Source organism: Methanobrevibacter curvatus (assembly GCF_001639295.1).
Classification (GTDB): Archaea; Methanobacteriota; Methanobacteria; order Methanobacteriales; family Methanobacteriaceae; genus Methanoflexus; species Methanoflexus curvatus.
In genome coordinates this window covers 1-23,954 of the sequence record NZ_LWMV01000104.1, presented here as the reverse complement: position 1 = coordinate 23,954, position 23,954 = coordinate 1, and the positions used below count along the sequence as shown (strand labels likewise).

Sequence of the window (23,954 nt, the reverse complement as noted above, 5' to 3'; positions counted from 1 at the left end):
AATTATCTTTTTTATATAATTGCAGGCGATTTAATGGCAAGAAGAAAATCTAAAAGAGGAAAAAGGGAAGAAGAAGACCCAATGGCTGGAACAACGAACCTTGTGGATGCTATGCTTGTTATTTCTGTTGGACTTTTAATATTTTTAGTTATGTCTTGGAACATGCAATCAGTTGTTTTTAACGATGACATGTCTTCAGAACAGAAAAAATCAACAATGGAAGCTATGCAACAAGTTTCTCAAATAAATCAGGGAGAAAAGCTAAATGATACACCAGATACTTCTAACTCCTCTGGACAGAGCTATGTTGAAATGGGAAAAGTCTACAAAGATCCTAAGACGGGTAAACTGATTATGGTAGAGTAGATGAATATTGATTTATTTATCTGCTCTTTGTTTGGTGTTTATTGTTTTTTTTATTATTTTTAATTTTTTTTTACTTTTATTTACTCTTATTTTTTAAATTTTTTTATTCTTATCTTTTTTTTTAAAGAATGAATGATTAAATTTTCCCATTATTCTACTTTATTGATGGTTTTTAGATAATCTATTGATTTTCCAATTGTATCAAAGTTTTCTACAGATTTTTCAAAGTTATCTAATAAACCAGTTAATACTTTATTATATAAATCTCCATCTACATCACTTTTACCCATTACTCTAAGTCCTTCCATGTAATTTCCTATGCTTTCATATAATTTTTGATTCTCCTCAAGCTTATCTTCGATACTTTTTATTAATCCATTGACATTGGCTATTTCTTCAATAAAATCTGCTCTAATATTTTCAGCATCTTCATCAGAAAGTCCATTTTCTTCAATCAATTCTTCTATTGTTTCATCTAATTTCACATGCTTTTTATAATTTTCAACAATATTTGCACTGTTTAAAATGCTTTTTTTAATAAGTGATTCCTCTTTTTTGTTTATTAACTCCATACTTGAGCTATTTTTATTTTTTTTATTGTATGTGTTGTTAAGCATGCCTAATTTCTCAGTAAAAATTGTTGCAGAGTCTAAGAGAGCTGTTTTACTTTGGGTTTCATCGTAGTTAATAAAGTTATTTATTTCTACAAGGGTTAGTAAAAGATATTCATCAAAATTTATGAGAATGTTTTCATTGTTGAAAGTGTTCTCTGTGATAACATAATCTTTAAACTGACTTAAAAAGTCATTTAATTCATCATTTTCATTTTCATCCTCTTCTATGTTATCACCGTACTCGAATAATTCTTCAAATTCTTCTAATTTTTTCTTAGTTTCTTCTTCAGAAAGGTCTTCAGATGCAGATAGATTTGAGAAGACTTCTTTTAACATTTCTTTAGAAGTTGGTTCATCAAATTCTTCATCATCATAGTCATAAGACTCGGTATCATCTTCAAAATCGATGTCCTCATTAATTTTATTATTTAATTCCTCAAAAAGTCCATTGAGTTCTTCTTCACTCATTGAGGATATTTTATCCATTAACTCTGCAATAATTTTTTTATCGTCTGTGGGAAGTTCTTCTTTTTTATTTTTTACCATTTGAAATCACTTTCTGTTTTTTGCATTTTTTTTTAAAAAAAAAGTTAATAAAAAAATTTAATATAAATATTTTATAATTAAGATTATTTAAGTATTTTTTATTTGTTTGTTCTTTTAGAGGCTGTGGAATGATTATTTTTTATGAAAATAGATATTTAATTAAAATATGTTAAAATGTATTTAAAGTATTAATATGTGTTTTTATTAAAAATAAATAGTTAAAAATAATTATAATTAGTAAATAACTTATATTTAACTTAGTTTTCTTTATTTTTGAGAAAGCCTTTTGATGAACCTTTTTTTAAAAGGTTCTTCTAATTAGTAAATAACTTATATTTAACTTAGTTTTCTTTATTTTTGAGAAAGCCTTTTGATGAACCTTTTTTTAAAAGGTTCTTCTAATTAGTAAATAACTTATATTAATTAGTTAAACTTGAATTAAATATTTTAAAGAATAATAAAATTAAATGTTTAAAAATAATTATTTTTAGTAAATATAGATTAATATTAATTAAAACAGAATTTTATTAAATATTTATATTTATTTTTATAATAAAATTTTTATAACTTTATAATTCTAATTTTAAGTTAATTAACTAAATTTAGAAACTTAGATTTTCGAATTGATGCACAATCCTTTCAAGAAAATCATATGGAAATATTTATATAGTCTTTTTGTTAAATATTTTATCAATTATACTTTATTTTTTATAAAATATAATTTAATAATTTTTTTATTAATAATTATTTAATTTTATTTAATAATATTTTATTTAATAATATTTTATTTAATAATTATTTAATTTTATTTAGTAATATTTTATTTAGCACTATTTCATTTATGAAAAAAACTAATTTAAGTCTTATTTTTTTTTAATGGAATTTTAAAATATTGTATAATTGAGTTTTGAATAATTTAAACCTTAAATAATTTAAAATAGCTTAAACATTAATAAATTTAGATATTTTAAATTATTTTTCATATTTTGATTTTTTATAAATACTTCAAATGGAGGAAATAATGTGAAAATGAAAATTCTTGTAATTTCGCTTTTACTTACTGTGATGTGCCTATCTGTAACAGCTGTAAGTGCTGCTGATTACAACATCACAAATGAAAATTATAATAAATACTTCGATGCTAGTGGGAGAATATTACCTGGAGCCATTAATGACGGAGATGTTTTAAATATAGAAGGGACCTTAAATAATAAGGATTTAACTATAAATCAATCAATTACAATTAATGGAAAAAGTAAAGGTAAATTAGTCAATGGTACAATTATTCTTGATAATGCTAACTCTGGAGCATCTGTAATTAAAGGACTAACTATTGAAAATACCAATAAAAATGGAATTGTTTTGAATCAATATGCTTCATATTCTCTAATAACAAACAACACCATTAAAGTTAAAGGAACAGATGCATTTTCAGGTTATTCATTATATGGAATTGTTGCTTATGGATGGACATTAGAAAATAACTTAACTGATAACTACATTTATGGTTCTGGAACTGTCCCTTATTTCTATGGGATATATATAACTCCTTTTGATGCCTATTGGAGTGAAGGAGATGCTAATCCTCAAAACTATATTATTAGTGGAAATACTCTTAAAATAGCTAATGATAATGATTATGCTGCAGGAATAAGCATGGATACAGTATTGGATACCATAATCAAAAATAATAAAATTGATGTAAAGTCTAAGAAATTTGCTTATGGTATTATATCTACTGATAGTTACCTTTATGCATCCAACCTTGAACCTGCAGAAAACATTACAATTTCTGGAAGTGATGTTAAGATTGAAGGATCTATGGTCTATGTAATAGAATCTTTTTTAGGTACTAAACTTACAATAGACAACAACAACCTTAATGGAATTGGTGATGGTGTTTATGGAATAGCTACATACTACACCGAAGGTGCAAATATTACAAATAATAATATAACTACTCTTGGTGGAGATATAAGTTCTATTGGGTATAATCCTGATTCAATTGCCTCAGGAAATGCTCCAATTACCTTACTTGCTAATTCAAATAATATTCTTATTAGTAACAACAAGATTAAATCAAATACTTATAACATTGTAAATACTACTCAAGCACAGCAAGTGAATCAAAGTAACAACACTGTTTCATATATTATAGATGATAATTCATATTCAAGCTTTTTTGATGATGATGGAAACTTATTACCTACTTCACCAATAACTACTGGAGCTACAATATTTATAGCTAACTTATCAAATAGAAATATTGTGGTTGATCGCAAATTAAATGTATATTCTTTTGATAATAATAACAAAATTTCTAATGGAAGTATAAAAATAACCGAAGATGGCTCTGGTACTTTAATTAATGGCTTGAATTTTATAAGTGACTCAAATGTTTTAATCATAGATTCATCTAATGATAATATTATAGAATATAATAAAATTAATATTCTTAATAACTATGATGGTTCTGATGGTGGATGGTTAAGCCTATCAGGTCTTGTTGTTAAAGGAGATAGTTCAAGAAATCAAATTTTAAATAACAATATTTATTTAAAAGGTGCTGATTCATCTAATTCTGTTTATTTATATGCTGTAGACTTATCTGGGTCTGGATCAAACCCTAAAGATAATGTAATTTCTAGTAATACTATTGAAGTTGACTCTGGTTACTATGGAAATGGAATTTCAATTGCAAATCTATACAACACCACAATTTCAAACAATAAGCTTTATATTAAAGGAGACAGTTTTGCTTATGGAGTATATGTTGGAGATTATGGTTCTGGTAAAACTGCTAACAACCAAATCATAAACAATAATATTAAAGCTGAAGGTAGTATTGTATATGTAATTGAAACATTTTCTGCTAAAAATACTACAGTCACAGACAATGTCATTTTTGGTTATGGGCAAGCTGTTTATGGCTATGCTGGATATGATGCTGTTGGAGACTTAATTAAAGATAATAAAATAGTTGTTGTTGGAAATGATACTGCTAATACTCCTTTTAACTATGATGCACTTGGAACTGGTCAAGGAGGAATATTCTATAAATTCTCTGGAAATACAACCATAACTGGAAATAATATTGTTTCTATATATACCCAAGGTAGTGACTATGGAATAAAAATCATTAACAGTACCAATGGATCTAAAGATGATATTTATAATAATATTTTATCCTCAGATAATGGTAAAAGATTAGGAAATACTGCAATTTATACTGATGTTTTAACTGAAACTATTTTAACAGCTACTACAAAAGCAATTACTCAAGGTAGTAAAGCCATTATAAAAGTAAACCTTAAAGATAAATATGGCATATCATTATTCAATGAAAAAATAGAATTAACTATAAATAAAAAAACTTACACAGCTACTATAGATTCTAATGGAATAGCTACTTTTTCAATTGCAAACTTGCCAAAAGGTAATTTAACTGCAAATATTAATTATCTTGGAAATTCATTATATTCAAAATCAAGTATTAGTAAAATCCAAGTTGTTAATCCAAAAAAGTTTGCTAAAATTAGTTATAAATATGTGGATAAAAAGGTGGGTAAATATATTCAAAGAATTTACACAATAAAAAATACTGGAACAAAGGTAGGTTCGATTTCTGGCACTCTTAAAATACCAAAATCTGTAACTTACATAAAAACCCAATCCAAAAAAATAACATATACTTATGTAACAAAATCTAAGAAGTTGATGCTTAAACTTAAAGATTTAGCCCCAAAATCTACTGCAACTGTAACAGTTACTGTTAGATTAAAGAAATAGAAGTTTATTTTATTTTTAAATTTTTAAATTTTTAAAATTTTAATTTTTTTATTTTTTTATTAATTTTTTTTTATTCTTTTTATTCTTTTTATTCTTTTTATTCTTATTCTTTTGTTCTTATTTTTTTATTCTTATTTTTATTTTATATAACTTACTAAGAAATTATATTTTTTATCAAGATCCCTGCTTTTTGAAAATTTCTTATTTTTTTGCTTAGAAGAGATATTTAAAGAAATTAATGGTTTTAAAGTCATTTTTTATGAATTTTTTTCATTTTTTTTTAAAAAAAAATCCATATTTTTTTACACACTATAAAATAATTAAAGAAATAAGCAAAACAAATATAAATGGATATAAAATAAAAAGTATTTATAAAATTTAGGTTTAGGGTTTCTTTTACATATAAATAATATACAGAAACAAAACCAATTTTTAGTATCAATTTCCATGTTTATGATATTTTTAATAAATTCTGTAAAAGTGAAGTTCCTTCTTTTTACCTCATTTTTACCTTTTTTTCTATTTTTTCTAAATAGTTATCTTCTATTTGATTTTTGTTTCTATAATTGCCATTTTTATCATCTAAAATAATTAATTAATGCCTTTTTGTAATAAGAGTGCATACCAGAATAAATATTTACATTACTATTCAGCAAAAAAATAGTAGTATTTAGATGATTGTTTACCTATCAGTATATATTTAAATTTAAAAAAATATTATAACCATGATCTTATTTGCATTTATGTGGATAGTATGGACACTCATTCACCTATTTATGACAAACCCAAGATAGTAATATGGATAAAGTGAAAATTAAAATCAATAAAATCGTTTTTTTTTTTGGCACACAAATTGAAATAAATATGAAAAGCTTTAAATATAATAAAGAATATAATTAATTATGTATTATTTAATAATTTCTATTTTATATGAATTTCATTCTTTATATTCATACCTATTTTTAGATAAATATTTATAAATAACTTAGTTCATTACTTGAGTTTTATTTAATTACTTTTTTTCTAATTTTAATTTAACTAATGATTTATTTAGATTAAAACATATAATTTAATACACTTTGAATTATATTTGGTCTATTTCAATTTATTTTATCGACACGAATATATTCTATGGAATATAATAAAATACAAATTCAAAATACCAACAAACTTATGATTAAAATACATGTCAATAATTAATACATCAAGTATTTTATATCAATTACAATATTTAAAGAAAAATTTTCAATTTCTTTAAAATTACATAAATAATCTTTAAATTTATTAAATAATATTATTTAATAAAAAATAATCTTTTTGTTACAAATTTTAAATTAGTTATTTTAACTCAGATAAATTTTAAAAAGTACAACTTTTTCAATCAAATTTTTAATAAATTGTTTACTTTCTAATCATTAATAAAAATAAAAATAAACAGAATTTTGAATTTTAAATGAATAATCTTAATAGTTAAATAGGAGGCAAATATGACAAGTGCTAACTCAAATAATAAACTTTCAGATGTGTTTAAGCAACCTAAAGTAGTATGGGCAATATTTTTTGCAGCTGTCGCTTCTTTTATGGGGCTTGGACTTGTAGATCCAATTTTACCAGTTATTTCAGAACAACTTGGAGCAAGTAAAACAGAAGTTGCTCTATTATTTACCACATACAGCGGTGTAATGGCTGTAGCAATGTTAATAACTGATGTAATTTCAAATAAACTTGGAATTAAGCGAACTTTGCTTATTGGAGTAGTTATAATAGCTATTTTTTCAGGGCTTTCAGGGCTTTCAAATGATGTCTGGACAATCATATTTCTTAGATTAGGCTGGGGGCTTGGAAATGCTTTATTCGTAGCAGTTGCCTTAACCGCTATTGTAAATTTCTCAGGTGGTGGTCAACACGGTTCAATAATTCTTTATGAAACAGCTGTTGGATTAGGTTTTTCAACTGGACCTTTGCTTGGTGGGATACTTGGTGGAATGTCTTGGAAGTTTCCATTTTTTGGTGTAGGAATTTTAATGCTAATTGGGTTTGTTCTTCTACTTGTTTTGCTTCCAAGCTCGGATATAATAGAAAGTCAAAACAATAAAGAAAATAGTAAAGAAAATAATAAAGAAAATAGTAAAGAAAATAGTAAAGCAAATAAAAAATCCTATAAAAAGAAATCGTTACTTGATCCATTTAGATTAATGGGAAAAAGGCATGTATCTGTTCTTGGAATCTTTGGATTTTTATACAATTTTGGATTTTTTACACTTTTTGCTTATTCACCTTTTGTCTTAGGTTTAAATGCAGAAGGAATTGGCTTGGTATTTGTGGGGTGGGGTGTACTTGTTGCACTGTCCTCAGTATTTATGGCACCTAAGATTAGGAATCGTTTTGGAACATTTAATTCAATTTACTATGTTCTTTCTCTATTGGTTATTTTGCTGTTTATTATGGGGATTTTTACAAGTAACATTCCTGTTTTAGTCATGTGTATTATACTTTCAGGTATTTTAATGGGAAATGTTAACACATTACTTACAACAGCTATGATAAAAATAGGTGGGGATGATAGATCAACAACTTCAGCAGCATATAATTTTATTCGTTTTATAGGTTCAGCAATAGCTCCAATTTTAGCAACAATTATAGGGGAAAGAATAGCTCCAAATCTACCATTTATAAGTGGTGGACTCTTTGTTTTAGTGGCTATTATATTTTTATATTTAAATAGAAAATATATCCCAGCTGTTGATGAAGTATTTGAAAAATTCGAGGAAAACATCTTTTTAGTAAAGGACTTTATGGTAAAAGAAGTAATAAAAATCAAAGCAAGTACAAATATAGAGGATGTGCTTGAAATATTTGATGAAAATAAAATCAATGGTGTCCCAGTTGTAGATGAAAACAATAAAATTATTGATATTATAACAAGTGGAGATATAATCAGATACCTTGTTCCAAAAGAAGAAGCTCATGACCTATTTTATAGTATATATGTTGAAGAAGAAAGCGAACAAGATATTTTAAATAAAAAAATCAATGGCACAGCAAATGACATAATAAAACAAAATAAAAAGAAACTCTTCACATTAAACGAAATTGATACCTTTGAAAAAGCAATGAACATTATTTCTACACACCACTTCAAAATAATTCCAGTCTTAAGTCAAAATAATGAAGTAATAGGAATAATATCAAGAGGAGAAATAAACAACACCCTTATTAATATGAGTTTGAAAGGTAAAAGCAAGATAGTTCAATCAAAAACCTAATATTTTAAATTAGATTTTTTTTATAAATTAGAACATATTATGATAAATAAATCAAATATATGTATTAAGCTTGAGAAATTTGAGTTTTTTTTTTTTTTTATAATTAAAAAATAAGAGTTTAAATTTTATTAATATGCTTTTTAAAATAATTTAATTAGCTTAAACATAAATATAATTTTAATATGCCTCTTAAAACTTCACTTTGTTTGTTTTATTTGCTTTTTTAGATATTAAAGCTTAATATTTTAATAAATTTTAAAATATCTATAAAAAATAAGATTAAAACACATTTATTTCTAATTTAAAATTTTATATTTTAAAATAAGATTAAATAGATTATCTTTGAATATTTACTCCATATTTTTTTCTTTTTTGATAAATTAAACTAATACTTATCCAGTCTATAAAAAAAATTTTAAAATTTTTAAAATTTTTAAATCTATTTTTACAAAACCTTTATATACTAAGAAAATATAACTATTGTTATATAACTATTGTTATAAAATTTATTTTAAAAATTGTTATAAAATTTGTTATAAAATTTATTATATGATAAAATTTATTGTATGAATTTATAAAAGAATTTTTAAAAATCAGTAGTTATATGTGAATAGATAATTTAAATTAATGAGAAAAAAGTTTGTTCTTATCCTAAATGAACCCACACCTTATAAAAACCTCGAATAATCATATAATCTCATTGGTTTAATATTGTTTGTTTTAAAAAAATAAATAATCAAATAAAGGAGACAAAAATGAACCCAAAGTGTATAAAAATTGAAAAAATATGTTCTATGTGTAGTTGTGAAAGTAATAGTATAGAAGATCAAATGATTTTTATGTGTTGTTGCAGTAACCACGACTGTTTAATGGGTTAATGTCTCAAACAATGCTCATTATCACATTAAATCACTAATTTACATATAAACAAATAATTCTAAAAATAGCTATTCATCTTTTTTCAAAAAATTAGTCATGGAGTAATAAAAACCTATAAAAAATTTGATTTAGATTCTAATATTTTTTAAAAAATCATTTCTGCCAATCACCTCAAAATCTAAATTGAAAAACATAAAAACATAAAAAAAACTCCAAAAGCCTCCAAAATTTTTAAAAAAACTAATATCGTCATTCAGCCAAAATATTATAAAACAGAAAAAAGAAGGAATAGCTGTTTTTTAGAAAAAACTTTTTAACACTTATAACATTTTATTATTAAATTTCTTATTTTGCATATTTTATTCTTTTTTCTATTGTTTGTCTTTTTTTTTTTACTAGTTATTCTTTTTCTATATGGTTTTTGCATTATATTTTTCCATCTTTTTTCAAATATAATTTCAATCTTTTTAAATTTCATATGTTATTTTCAGAAACTTAATTTTTTGCACTAATTTTTGCAGTGTATTTATATGATCTACAAATTTTTGTTCCAAAATTTTGTGTTGGACTATAATCATTAAAAAATAAAAAAAGAATTTAAAGGTAATAAATGAGTTGTCCTATATTATAATACTTTAAATTTGTTCTATTTAGATGTTAAATGCTAAATATTTTTATTAAATTTTTTAAAAATATTAATTGAGACACTCTCTTTTTACTAATTTTTTTAATTTCTCCTATTTGGGATTATTTTCTTTGATTATTCTACATCCTATTTCAATGTTTTTAAATGCAATGGCTCCTTTTATGATTTTTTTGTTTTTGTATTGTCTTGAGTATTCTTGTTTTTCTATTTGTTCTAGTGCTTCATTTATCATGTAGTTAATTGAGCTTTTATTGCTTTGTTTAAATTCAATTATTATTACATAATCGTCTTCTTCTATTATTAGGTCTGCATTTCCTTTGTAGCTATGTACTTCGCTATGTACATGTATTTTTGCTGTGTAGAGTAGCATGAATATTAGTGTATGATAGTATCTTTCGTCTTTTCCTCTTAAGTCATTAGGTATTGGTGATAAGTAGTCTCCTAGTGTTTCTTTTATTTTTGTGCAGTTAGCTTCAATTGTGTATTTTAAGAGTTTATTTGCATAGTCTAAAATATCATTATAAGAAATTTTAGAGTATTGAGCTATGAGATTTTCATAAAGAGCAGTTTCGACTTCAAAATTGGGAATTTTCAGGTCATAAAATTTTCCACGTTCAGCAATTTCTATATTGTCTACAGTTAGGTATCCTGTTTGGAATAACAGCACTTCTTCTTTAATATTTTCAGTAGTTGGATTTTTAAGTTCATTGTATGTAACTCTACTTGGCTCTGCAATAGATTTAAGGCTATAAGTGCCCATAGGATAATCAGCCAAAACATGTGGAGTACCTGTGTTAAACCACTCTTCCCCAAATTCATTATGTTTAAAACATAAGAGTGTAGAGTAAGGATTGTATATTTTTTCTTTGCCATTCCAACTGTAGCCATTATAAAATGATTTAAGTTTATCTAATGTATCCAAATAGGATATTTGGAATTTATCTGCAAGGCGTTGAATAAATGGGTGGAAATTATCTTCTAATTCTTTTTGAGTGTATCCACAGATAGAATTAAACTCATCAATTAGTGTTAAATCATCTACATTATTTAATTTTGAGAACACAGAGACCTTAGCAAATTTAGAAACTCCTGTTAAAAATATGAATTTAATATATTGGTCATTTGTTTTTAATACTTCATAAAAGTCTCCAAGTCTTTCTTGAAATTCTTTTACATTATTTTTAGTAAGATTATTTGTAATAGGCTTATCATATTCATCTACTAAAACAACTATTTTTTTCTCTGTTTTATTATAAATCTTTTTTAGTAATTCTCCAAACCTTTTAGGTATAGTTATTCTTTTAAGTTCTATATCAAAATTTTCAGCTATATCATCTAAAATATCTATTAAAGTATCTTTTAAATTATTTATACTGGTGTAATCTCCATCACCAAAGTCTATATGTATTATAGGGTATTCTTCTTCCCAATTCCATTTATCATAAATATATAATCCTTTAAATAGTTCTCTATTCCCTTTAAACAGTTCTTTTAATGTGTTAACAAGTAAGGATTTTCCAAAACGTCTTGGTCGTGATAAAAAATTTATATCTCCATTTTTTATCATTTCATAAATGTATTTTGTTTTATCCACATATAAGTAATTATTTTCCCGTATTGTAAGAAAGTCTTGTCTTCCTATAGGTAATTTTTGCATATATTTTACCTCATTATAATTTATTGTTTTTATTTTTGTTTTTATTTATTTATATATTTGCCTAAATATTTCTCAATTTAAAGCATTAAATAATAAATTAAATTTTTGTATAAAAACATTATTGTAAATTCATCTAAAATTTTAAATAGAAATAAGTAAGTATAAAACTAACAATACACTGCTGCCAACTTAAGAATTTTTTAATTTTTTTTATTCATTTTTTAATCTTGTTGTTTTTATAAGCTTTTTCTGTTATTAGTTCTATTTTTTGTTGAATATACTCTTTTAGGTTTTTTGAGGCTTTTTATTGTGCTTGTTTGAATTATGTTTTTGATATTTCTTGAATTAGTTCTACTAGTTTTTCTTTTTGTGTGTTTTCTTTTATAACTATGGTATTTATATTCTTAATAAATTACTAATTGAATTAAATTTTTTTAAAAATCTTTGAATATAAAAATATTCAAATTTTTTTTGAGCTTTCAAAAGAGTAATCTTTTATATATTATGAGCTTTCAAAAGATTAAGTATTTAAATGATTAATACAGTATATTATTTATATTCCATTAATTAGTTTTTCATGAATTTAATATATTACTTTCAAACTTTTTAAAAACAAACTTTTAATAAAAGTTTGATCAAAGGTTGAAAATAAAGCATTTTATTTTATAAGTAATTTTTTTATTAATTTAAAACATCTTTTTTTTAATATAAAAACATAATTGAATATAAAAATATTCTTAAAAGCAATCAAAAATACTTATTTTATCCTTAATAATATCAATAAAATGTGAATTATTATTTTGTAATGATTGAAATAAGCTTCCTGCAATTAAATCTGCAAATTGTAGCCCTAAATATTTAAAAGATTCTTCATGTTTTATTTTAAGATTATTTTCTATAAATAAGTTTTTTTTTAAAATTATTTCTTTCAAAAATTTTTGATATTTTTTTAACAAGAATCTATCTAATACTTTAGTAGTTTGTAAAGTATTAATATTATGGTGGTGTGTATTATTATTTATGCAAATAAAAAGCAACACACCACATAATGTATTATTGAATGATGATGTATTTACTATAAAAATAGAGTCTGTAAAAAAATGTGGAGTTTTTTGATTTTTGAAAAAATAGTGTTTTTTTAATTTCTGCTAATTTTTAGTTTTTAGTGAAATATTTATGTTTAAATGATTAGTTTTATTTATTATCTTGTAAAAACTCTATATTTTTAAATTAGCATGATATAATAATAATAATAATAATAATAATAATAATAATAATAAAAGAAGATGTTCAAATGACAAGTACAAGTTTGTACATGCTAAAACAACCATATAGTTTAAATATAACATCATATATAATTTAAATAAACTTAGTATGAATACTAATTAATGAGTTAAAATCTATCTCTTTTTATTTCCCAGATTTTATCCTAATTTTATGTTTATACTTTTTTTATTATATTGTATAATACAAAAATGAAAGTACTTATATAACAAGATATTTTCAGCTTTTTTTATTAACAAATATAATTTCTGTTTAAATTAGACCTTACATAGGAAGAATACATTGCTTTTCTCTTAATGTATAAGATAATAATATTTAAACTTAAAATTAATTGTTTTTAATATATTTAATAATACTACTTTAAAAAGCTGAACGTCTATGAATTTTAATAAAGCAGGAAAATATCTTAGTTTAATACTTTTAGTCTTAGCTATTTTTTCAATATCTATTGGTGTTAGCGTAGCTGCTGGAGAAAATTCAAGTTCAACTCAAACTGTCGATTTTAATAACCATATCTCTTATTCTAACTCTTCTCATGCTGTTAACGTTGATTATAAATCAACACATAACTTAGAAAATGATTTAACTAATTCTAATATTGGTGGAATTTCTTTTAGTTTAAGTAATCACACTGATTCTGATGAAGATAGTTTCCAGGATATATTTGCTTTATCTAATGAAAATCCTGTAAATGCTAATGCTTCCCATGCTTTAAGTTATAAATCTAATTCTATCCTAACTAATGTTTCACAAGCTTTTAGTGAACAGTTATTTAATACTTCAAATTTATTAACCAATAATACACTAAACTTTGCTGAAGAAAATACAAACCAATTAAATGAAAATCTATCTAAAGTTTTAGATGATATTAATTGGATAAACAATTCTAATGGACTTTATAAAAATTTTATTTTTACTAATATGGGCTTTGATTCAGAATTTGTAACCTTTTTAGTAAATTACAATAAATTAATTAATACCGGTTCAGAATCTTTTATTGTTAAACAAAAAAATAATAATAATAATAATAAAAGAAGCAATGAATTGAATACTTTTAGTTTTGATAGTGATTGGGATGAATTAACTGAATTAGAATTTGGATCCCATAATTTTACGGCGAGTAAATTACTTATTTCTAATCATGTTAAAGAACATATATATATATATATATATAATGATACAAATACATCATTAAATAAGAAAGTTCAAAAAAATTTAAATTTTGGACATTTTAACAAAAATCTACTCGATAATTTTTCTACTGTAGATTTATACAAAAATAAATATACTTTTTTTAATGAAAACCAAATTAAAAATAAGAATTCTTATTTTTTCATATTTAATAATTCTAAAAATAATAATTCCAAAATTTATGCAGATAAATTATCAATCCCAGAAAGCTATTCATCAGATGATAACGATAATGATGAAGATGAACCTTCTGATTCGATAGATTTAGGTAATAGATTCATTTTTTATTTTAATTTCTTTGAAACTTCAAGTGAATTCTACGAAATTTTGGACAATGCTAAGTTTTACGGAAACTTAATTCCTTTAAATGCTTCTGCTTTTCACATGTTAGATTCTTATTTATTATTAATACAGACTGTTTTTCTAATGAATAATTCCAAAAGTTATGCAAATGAATTATCAATCCCAGAAAATTGTTCATCAGACTATAATGATGAAGATCAACTTTCTAATTTGATAAATTTAGGCAATGGATTCATTTTTTATTTTAATTTCTTTGAAACTTCAAATGAATTCTACGAAATTTTGGACAATAATAAGTCTTGTGGAAAGTTAATTTCTTTAAAAAGCTCTAATTTTAACACATTAGGATCTTATTCTATTACAGACTACTTTTCTAATGAAATTAAAAATAAATATGCTTTGTTTAATGAAAACCAAATTAAAAATAATAATTCTCTTTTTTATATATCTAATAATTCTAAAAATAATTCCAAAATTTATGCAGATAAATTATCAATCCCAGAAAATTGTTCATCAGACGACGACAATAATGATGAAGATGAACCTTCTGACTCGATAAATTTAGGCAATAGATTCATTTTTTATTTTAATTCCTTTGAAACTTCAAATGAATTTTACAAAATTTTGGACAATACCAAGTTTTACGGAAATTTAACTCCTTCAGAAACTTCTATTTTTGACATATTAGAATCTTATTCTACTAATAGAGACTATTTTTCTAATGGCATTGTTTCATTTGAAATAGTTGATATAAGAAATGATTCTATCAATTTTGGAATTATAACAGATTATTCTAAATATCTATTAAATACAGATTATTCTAGCTTTTTAAATTTTAACAATCATGTAATTAATTCAGTATTACTCTATTTACTTTTTTAAAAATCTATAAAAAAATTGAGGTGAAAATATTTCTAATAAAAATATAAAATATAAAAAATTTTTAACACATATAACATTAATATTCTTAACTGTGTTGGTGTTGTTCATTAGCTTAAATACAAGTTCTGCAATTGAAATTGACATTACCAATACAACTGATGGCGGTATTAGGCAAGCCCTCACTGATCCTAATAACGAAATAATAAATTTAGCTGTTGGAAACTACACAGGAACCAACAATACAGGAATAACTATTAACAGAAATGTGACAATACAAGGAAAGAATGTTACCAATGTAGTAATTGATGCAGGAAAACAAAGACGAATATTCACTATAAATGGTAATTTGAATGTTACATTTATAAATATAACATTTGCAAATGGAAATGCCACACGAGGTGGAGCAATATTTAATAATTACACTACAACAACGATGACTTTTATCGATTGTATATTCACTAACAATGTCGGTGATGGTTTTATTAATGGTCCTGGAGTACGTACTGGTAGTGCTATATATAATAGGGGTGTTAATTTGAGTATTAGTGGTTCTACTTTCATTAACAACATTGGTATTAACTCTGATGGTGATATTGGTAGTGGTGGTGCTATCTGGAATAATGGTAGTAATATGGTTGTTAGTAATTCTAATTTCATTAACAATGCTGCAGAGGGTGGCTATGGTGGTGCTATCTATAATGGTGGTGTTAATTTGAGTATTAGTGGTTCTAATTTCATTAACAACACCGCTACTTCTGGTGGTGCTGTTCTAGGTGGAGCTACTAATTTGAATATTATTGGTTCTAATTTTATTAATAACTCTGCTATGAGTGGTGGTGGTGCTATCGAAACTCCAGCTAGTAATTTGAATATTAGTGGTTGTAATTTCACAGGTAATAATGCTACTAGTAATGGTGGTGCTATCATTCTTAACATTTATAATGCGAGTATTAGTGATTGTAATTTCATTAGTAATAATGTTGGTAGTGGTGGTGGTGCTATCGACCATGCTAACTATTTTGCATCTAGCTTGAATATTAGTGGTTGTAATTTTACTAGTAATAATGCTGGTAGTAGTGGTGCTATCCGTATTGTAGGTAATAATACGATTATTAGTGGTTGTAATTTCATTAATAATAGTGCTACTACTAGTGGTGGTGCTATTTATAATATTGGTTCTAATACGAATATCACTGGTTCTTATTTCACTAGTAACAATGCTATTGGACCTGGTGGTGCTATCTATGCTAGTACTACTGGTCCTAATATGAGTGTTAGTGATTCTAGCTTCACTAATAATAATGCTACTAGTGGTGGTGCTATTTATGTTAATTGTATTAATGTTAGTATTAGTGATTCTAATTTCACCAATAACACTGCTACTGATATTGGTGCTGCTATTTATAATCATGGTAATAATCTTAGTATTAGCGGTTCTAACTTTATTAATAATGATGCTACTACTGATCTTATTAGTAAGGGTGGTGCTATCTATAATGATGGTGGTGTTAATTTTAGTGTAAGTGATTCAGTTTTCACTGGTAATAATGCTTCTGGTGGTGGTGCTATCTATAATGTTGGTGGTGTTAATTTTAATGTGAGTGGTTCAGAGTTTACTAGTAATAATGCAAGTGGTGGTGGTGCTATTTATAATACTGGTGGTGGTAATTTTAGTGTGAGTAATTCTAGTTTTACTAACAATAGTGCACTTAGTAATGGTGGTGCTATTTATAATAATAATAGTGTTAATTTTACTGTGATTAATTCTAGTTTTATTGGTAATAATGCAAGTAGGGGTAGTGTTATCTATAATTTTAATGCTACTAATTCCAGTGTGATTAATTCTAGTTTTACTAATAGCACTGCATTACCTTTTGATGGTTCTACTACCATGGAAATTTATGGTGCTATTTTTAACATTTATGGTGCTAATTTTATTGTGAATGGTTCTAGTTTTATTGGTAATAATGCAAGTAGTGGTGGTGCTATTTTTAGTAGTGGTGGTGCTAATTTTGCGGTGATTAATTCTTCTTTTATTGGTAATAATGCAGGTAGTGGTGGTGCTATTCTTAATAGTGGTGGTGCTAATTTTGCGGTGATTAATTCTTCTTTTATTGGTAATAATGCAAGTAGTGGTGGTGCTATTTATAATAGTGGTGGTGCTAATTTTGCGGTGAGTAATTCTTCTTTTACTAACAATAGTGCATTTAATTATGGTGGTGCTATTTACGATAATGGTGTTATGTATATTAATGGTGGTAATGTTAGTGTGGTTAATTCTAATTTTACTAACAATAGTGCATTTAGTTATGGTGGTGCTATTTATGCTGTCGGTGGTGTTAGTTTTATTGTGATTAATTCTAGTTTTACTAACAATAGTGCATTTAGTTATGGTGGTGCTATTTTTAATAATATTGGTGCTAATTTTATTGTGAATGGTTCAGAGTTTACTGGTAATAATGCAAGTAGTGGTGGTGCTATTTATAATACTGGTCGCAATTTTACTGTGAATGGTTCAGAGTTTACTGGCAATAGTGCAACTAATGGTAGTGTTATTTATAATACTGGTGTTAATTTTAGTGTGGTTAATTCTAGTTTTATTGGTAATAATGCATCTAGTTATGGTGCTATTTATAATCGTTATGGTGCTAATTTTAATGTGAGTAATTCTAGTTTCACTGGTAATAATGCGAGTAGTGGTGGTGTTATTTATAGTGATAATGGTGCTAATTTCAGTGTAACTAATTCTTCTTTTACTGGCAATAATGCAACTAATGGTAGTGTTATCTATAATACTGGTGGTGGTAATTTTATTGTGAATGGTTCTATTTTTACTGGTAATAATGCACTTGGTACTTCTGGTTATGGTGGTGTTATCTATAATAACGTTGGTGCTAATTTTAGTGTGAGTAATTCTAGTTTTATTAATAATACAGCTAATAATGGTGGAGCTATTTATAATGCAGGAAATCTTACTTTATCAAAAAATACAATGACTGGAAACACTGCTTCAAATGGTCAAATGATTTATAATACTGGAAATGCTGGGACTTTAAACTTAACTTATATAAATAATGGCACTATTTACATTACATTAGGTAACCCAATTATTTTGTTTGCTAATTTAACAGATGATATGGGTAATACCATTACTGGTCAAAATATTAGCTTCTATGTAAATGGCATATATATTGGAAATGCTACTGTTAATGAAGGAAAAGCTAATATTACATATACTCCAAATCTCCCTGGAACACTTCCAGTTCATGGTAATTATACAGGTAGTCAAGGCTATGACATTAACATTTTAAATGGAACATTAAAAGTTTATTCTAATGACTTATATGTAAACTCTTCACAACTTACAGGTAATTTTGATGGAACTAGTTGGATTGATGCATTTCAAAATTTATCTGCAGCACTTCAAATAATAGCTCAAAATAACATATCTAATGCAATAATTCATATTGCAGGTAACACTAGTGGAGCAGCAAACTATATTGGATCAAAAATTAATACAAACATCTCATTAAATCACACTTACGATAACCTTACATTAAGTGGTGAATATGGCAGTCCAATATTTGATGGTGAAGGTTTAAATGGAATATTCAATACAACAGCAGATAATGTAAAAATAGCTAATTTAACTTTCACAAATGGTATTGGTTTTTATAATAGTGGAATATTTAATGGTGGAGCTATTTATAACACTGGTGCTAATTTTAGTGTAGTTAATTCTAGTTTTATTGGTAATAATGCAAGCAATGGTGGTGCTATCTATAATATTGGTGATAATTTTAATGTTAGTGGTTCTAATTTTACTAATAACTCTGCTACTGGTGATGGTGGTGCTATCTTTAATAATGGTGTTAATTCGAGTGTTAGTGGTTCTATTTTCATTGGTAATAATGCTACTTATGGTGGTGCTATTTCTAATTATAATTCTGGTACTGGTATGAGTGTTAGTGGTTCTAATTTCACTAATAACAATGCATCTAGTACTTCAAGTAGTGTCGGTGGTGGTGCTATCTATAATACTGCCCCTAATATGAATGTTAGTGGTTCTAGTTTCACTGATAACAGGGCTTATGCTGGTGGTGCTATATATAATGTTGGTGATAATTTGAATGTTGATGGTTCTAATTTTACTAATAACAGTGGTAATTATAGTGGTGGTGCTATCTCTAATTATGGCATTAATTTGAATGTTAGTGGTTCTAATTTCATTAACAATAGTTTGAATATTATATCTGGTGGTCTAGGTGGCAGTGCTATCTATAATAGTAATACTGGTGCTAATATTATTGGTTGTAATTTTACTAACAATAATGCTAGTCGTCTTGGTACAATCTATAATGATGGTATTAATTCGACTGTTAGTTATTCTTACTTTACTGGAAACACTGTAAGGATGTCTGGTAGTGCTATCTATAATAGGCAGGGTGCTAATTTGAAGGTTATTGGTTGTAATTTCACTAATAATAGTGCTGCTAGTAGTGGTGGTGCTATCTATAATGTTCCTGCTAATTTGACTGTTAGTGCTTCTAATTTCACTGGTAATAATGCTATTTTGGGTGGTGCTGTTTTTAATGAAGGCAATAATTCGAATGTTAGTGATTCTAATTTCGTTAACAACACTGCTACTACCTTTGGTGGTGCTATCTACAATATTGGCAATTTTATGGATGTTAGTGGTTCTACTTTCGTTGATAATAATGCTACTACCTATGGTGGTGCTATCTTAAATAGTGGTAATTTTATGAATGTTAGTGGTTCTAATTTTGTTGATAATAATGCTACTAATGGTGGTGTTATCTTTAATTCTGGTGATAATTTTAGTGTTATTGGTTCTACTTTTACTGGTAATAATGCTACTATTAATGGTGGTGTTATTTATAACGATGGTGGCGATAATTTTAATGTGAGTGGTTCTATTTTCACTGGTAATAATGCATTGGGTGATTCTACTACTCATGGTAATGGTGGTGTTATTTATAATAATGGTGATAGTCCTAATCTTAGTGTAACTAATTCTTCTTTTATTGGTAATAATGCATCTTATTCTGGTGGTGCTATTTTTAATAATGATAATCGTGATCTTAATTTTAGGGTGACTGATTCATATTTTGCTGATAATAATGCAATTAATGGTGGTGCTATATATAATGTTGCTAATAATTTTAATGTAATTAAATCTAATTTTACTAATAACACTGCATCATCTAGTGGTGGTGCTATCTATAATAGTGCTACTGGTTCTCCTGCTGGTGGTATTAATTTTACTGTGAGTGATTCTAATTTCAGGGGTAATAATGCTTCTACTTATGGTGGTGCTATCTTCAATGATGGCGGTACTAATATGAATATTAGTGGTTCTGATTTTATTAATAATTCTGCTACTAGTAATGGTGGTGCTATCTACAATAATGCTGGTACTAATATGAGTATTAGTGGTTCTAATTTTACTGATAATAATGCAGTTAGTGGTGGTGCTATCTTTAATAATGCTGCTAATTTTAATGTTAGTGGTTCTAATTTTACTGATAATAATGCTAGTAATAATGGTGGTGCTATCTACAGTAATGTTGGTGGTACTAATATGAGTGTTAGTGGCTCTAATTTCATTAACAACTCTGCAGCAGGTTATGGTGGTGCTATCTATAATGGTGGTACTAATGTGAGTGTTAGTGGTTCTAATTTTACTGATAATAATGCTGTACAGGGTGGTGCTATCTTTAATAATGCTTTTAATTTTAATGTTAGTGGTTCTAATTTCACTAATAACAATGCTGCTTATGGTGGTGGTGTTTTTACTTCTGGTATTAATACTGTGATTGAAGATTCTAACTTTACAGGTAATAGTCATGCTGTTGGTTTAGCTACCACTAACTTCACATTATCTGCTAATCGTATTGTTAACAATATTGTAGGGATCCAATTTATTTTAAATAATTTGAATTATACTATTGTTGGTTTAAACAATACCAATACTATTACTGATAACGAGTATGCTGTTGCTATAAGCGGTAATCGTGCTAATTATACTGCAGTTGACAGTTTTGGTAATAATGAAAATGGTGGATTTATATTTACTAGTAATACTAATGGTAATCGTTTAACAGGTAATTTTACAGATTATACTAGACCACTTCACAGTAATGGTGCTGTGGCTATAACATTTGGTGCTGATTCTACGAATAATAATGTTTTTGGTGCTAATATTATGGGCAATAATATTGCTGCTCTATTTAATGGTACTGAGAATAGTATTACTGGTTCTAATATTATAAACAATTTAAATGGAATAATTATTGAAAATGGTACTAATACTATTAATTATAACCGTATTTTTAACAATACTAATGGTAGTATTGGTTTTAATTTGTATAGTGTTGTTTCAGGTAATGATGCTAATTTAAATTGGTGGGGTCAGAATAATATAACTGGTTTATCCTTTGGAGTTATAATAAGTAATTATTATGTAATGAAAAATTATTTAAATGGTGCTAATGGTAGTATTTACAATGTTACTCAAAACTATCCATATTACACTACTGCTATTTTATCTTACAACTTCACTTTAAATGATTCAAATGTAAGTAATAATCCTTTACTTTTACCTTACTTTGTGGCTAATGTTACCTTTGGCCATCCTAATGGAAGTGAAGAGCAAGGATACTATGGTGATTCAAGAATTAGTAGTGCTTCATTTAATGTTATTTTAACTCATTTAAATTACACTGCATATATTAAATCTGGTGGAGACAATGAAGATCCTATCTACCTCCTTAATGCTTACAGTGAATTTAATTTAACTGTAAATAAAACAGCAAACATTAATGGACTAAATACAAAAAATGGAACTGTTTTAAACAATCAAACTTTCAACTACACTATAAATGTAACAAATAAAGGCTCTGGAGATGCATATGACTTAAATATCACAGATTTACTTAATTATAGCCATTTAGAATTGTTAGAAGTTATTGTTACAAATGGAACATACAACAATCTTACTGGTGTTTGGGAGCTAAATCTTACAGCTGGTGAATCTGCCCTTTTAACTCTTGTAGTTAGAGCAAATAACTCAGGATTTGTCATTAACAATGCTAATGTAACAACGCTTGACAATAACACAGGTGACAATTCATCACAAACAAATATCACTATATTGCCTGCTGTTAATTTAAATATTACAAAAAAAGTCAATGCTTCTCAAGTTATATTTAATGGTGAAGTTTTAAAATATATTATAACAGTTACCAATAATGGTCCTGACAATGCTACAGGAGTAAACTTAACAGATATCCTACCAAGCAATTTAACTTATATAGGTCACTCTTTAACTACAGGAACAAGTTATGACAACAACACAGGTATTTGGATTATAAATAATATTACAAATGGAGACACAGTTGTCTTAAATATCACAGTTAGGGTCGATGGCTCAAATATAACAATTATCAACACAGTTAACTTAACTGCCATAGATCAAATTAATACTGGAGATAATAGCTCATTTATAGAAATTACTTCCTTTGAAGATGTTAATTTAACCATAACTAAAACAGTTAATGTTACTGGAGATGTTATTAATGGATTAATGATTAATTACACTATAATAGTTAATAACACAGGTAATGATGATGCCGTAGATGTCTATGTTAATGAAACCTTACCTAGTCAGCTAATTTATCAATCACATATAGAATCTCCTCAAAGTACATTCAGCCCTAACACAGGTATTTGGCATATTAATGAGATTCCAATTGGTCAATCTGCAAGCTTAACTATAACTGTTTTAGTAAATGGAACAGGCACCATTACAAACAATGTTACTTTAAATACAAGCCAAAACAACTCTGGTAACAACTATGCAGAAGTAAGTATCAATGTTTCACCTTCTGCAAATATTTCTATCAGTAAAACAGCCAACATTACAACTCTTTTAAATGGCCAATATGTGAACTACACAATAAATGTTACAAACCATGGAAATAATGCTACAGACATTAACATTACAGACATTCTAGACTCCAAACTAATATTTGACCAAACCAATGGAACTTACACCAATAATTCTCAAATCATTAGCTGGACAATCATTAATTTAGCTCCAGGAGACTCATATATTATTTCTTTAATAGTAAAAGCCATTGGAACTGGATATATTGAAAACAATGTAACAGTTAACAACACAAATATTTCTAATATTGGAGATAATATAAGTAATATAGAAACAATCAATGTCCTTCCAGCCATTAATTTAAGTATTGTTAAGACTGTGAATGTTACTGGTGTTGTTTTGAATGGTATTTTAGTTGAGTATACTATTAATGTGACTAATCGTGGTCCTGATACTGCGACTAATGTGAATATTACTGATGTTTTAGATGATAGGTTGATTTTTGTTAGTGCTAATGGAAGCTATACTCGTGTGGGTCAAGCTGTTAATTGGACTATTTCAAGTATTTTAAATGGTGATTCTTATATTATTAGTTTAATTGTTCAGTTGAATGGTACTGGAG

Annotated in this window: 8 protein-coding genes and 1 pseudogene; 5 read left to right on the top strand and 4 right to left on the bottom strand. The window is 26.0% G+C overall.

Features of this window, described 5'->3' with window-relative positions:
* Positions 1-11: 11 nt before the first annotated feature.
* On the bottom strand, positions 12-191 hold the full coding sequence (locus tag MBCUR_RS10785; protein ID WP_245637272.1) for a hypothetical protein: 180 nt from the start codon (positions 189-191) through the stop codon (positions 12-14).
* Between MBCUR_RS10785 and MBCUR_RS02500 the strand changes: the two genes are divergently transcribed.
* On the top strand, positions 112-366 hold the full coding sequence (locus tag MBCUR_RS02500) for a DUF2149 domain-containing protein (RefSeq protein ID WP_245637271.1): 255 nt from the start codon (positions 112-114) through the stop codon (positions 364-366). The genes MBCUR_RS10785 and MBCUR_RS02500 overlap by 80 nt on opposite strands.
* A 149-nt stretch (positions 367-515) precedes the next feature.
* Here MBCUR_RS02500 and MBCUR_RS02495 read toward each other — a convergent pair whose 3' ends face one another.
* On the bottom strand, positions 516-1,526 hold the full coding sequence (locus MBCUR_RS02495) for a hypothetical protein (protein WP_067089803.1): 1,011 nt from the start codon (positions 1,524-1,526) through the stop codon (positions 516-518).
* Between the two features lie 1,023 nt (positions 1,527-2,549).
* On the opposite strand from MBCUR_RS02495, the gene MBCUR_RS02490 reads away from it, so the two are divergent.
* On the top strand, positions 2,550-5,315 hold the full coding sequence (locus tag MBCUR_RS02490; RefSeq protein WP_067089801.1) for a beta strand repeat-containing protein: 2,766 nt from the start codon (positions 2,550-2,552) through the stop codon (positions 5,313-5,315).
* A gap of 1,487 nt (positions 5,316-6,802) precedes the next feature.
* Entirely contained in the window at positions 6,803-8,581 is a 1,779-nt protein-coding gene (locus MBCUR_RS02485; RefSeq protein WP_067089799.1) for an MFS transporter, read from the top strand.
* 1,616 nt (positions 8,582-10,197) lie between these two features.
* Here MBCUR_RS02485 and MBCUR_RS02480 read toward each other — a convergent pair.
* Both MBCUR_RS02480 and MBCUR_RS02475 read right to left on the bottom strand, forming a co-directional pair.
* Complete coding sequence (locus tag MBCUR_RS02480; protein WP_067089796.1) at positions 10,198-11,763, bottom strand: ATP-binding protein; 1,566 nt, start codon at positions 11,761-11,763, stop codon at positions 10,198-10,200.
* 737 nt (positions 11,764-12,500) lie between these two features.
* Positions 12,501-12,896, bottom strand: a pseudogene (locus MBCUR_RS02475) (DUF3800 domain-containing protein); the annotation flags it as partial.
* Between the two features lie 529 nt (positions 12,897-13,425).
* Between MBCUR_RS02475 and MBCUR_RS02470 the strand changes: the two are divergent.
* Positions 13,426-15,423, top strand: coding sequence for a hypothetical protein (locus tag MBCUR_RS02470; protein ID WP_067089790.1), 1,998 nt, complete (start codon positions 13,426-13,428; stop codon positions 15,421-15,423).
* Between the two features lie 97 nt (positions 15,424-15,520).
* Positions 15,521-23,954, top strand: an 8,434-nt coding sequence (locus tag MBCUR_RS02465; protein ID WP_157077581.1) for a DUF11 domain-containing protein, incomplete at its 3' end; no start/stop codon positions are given.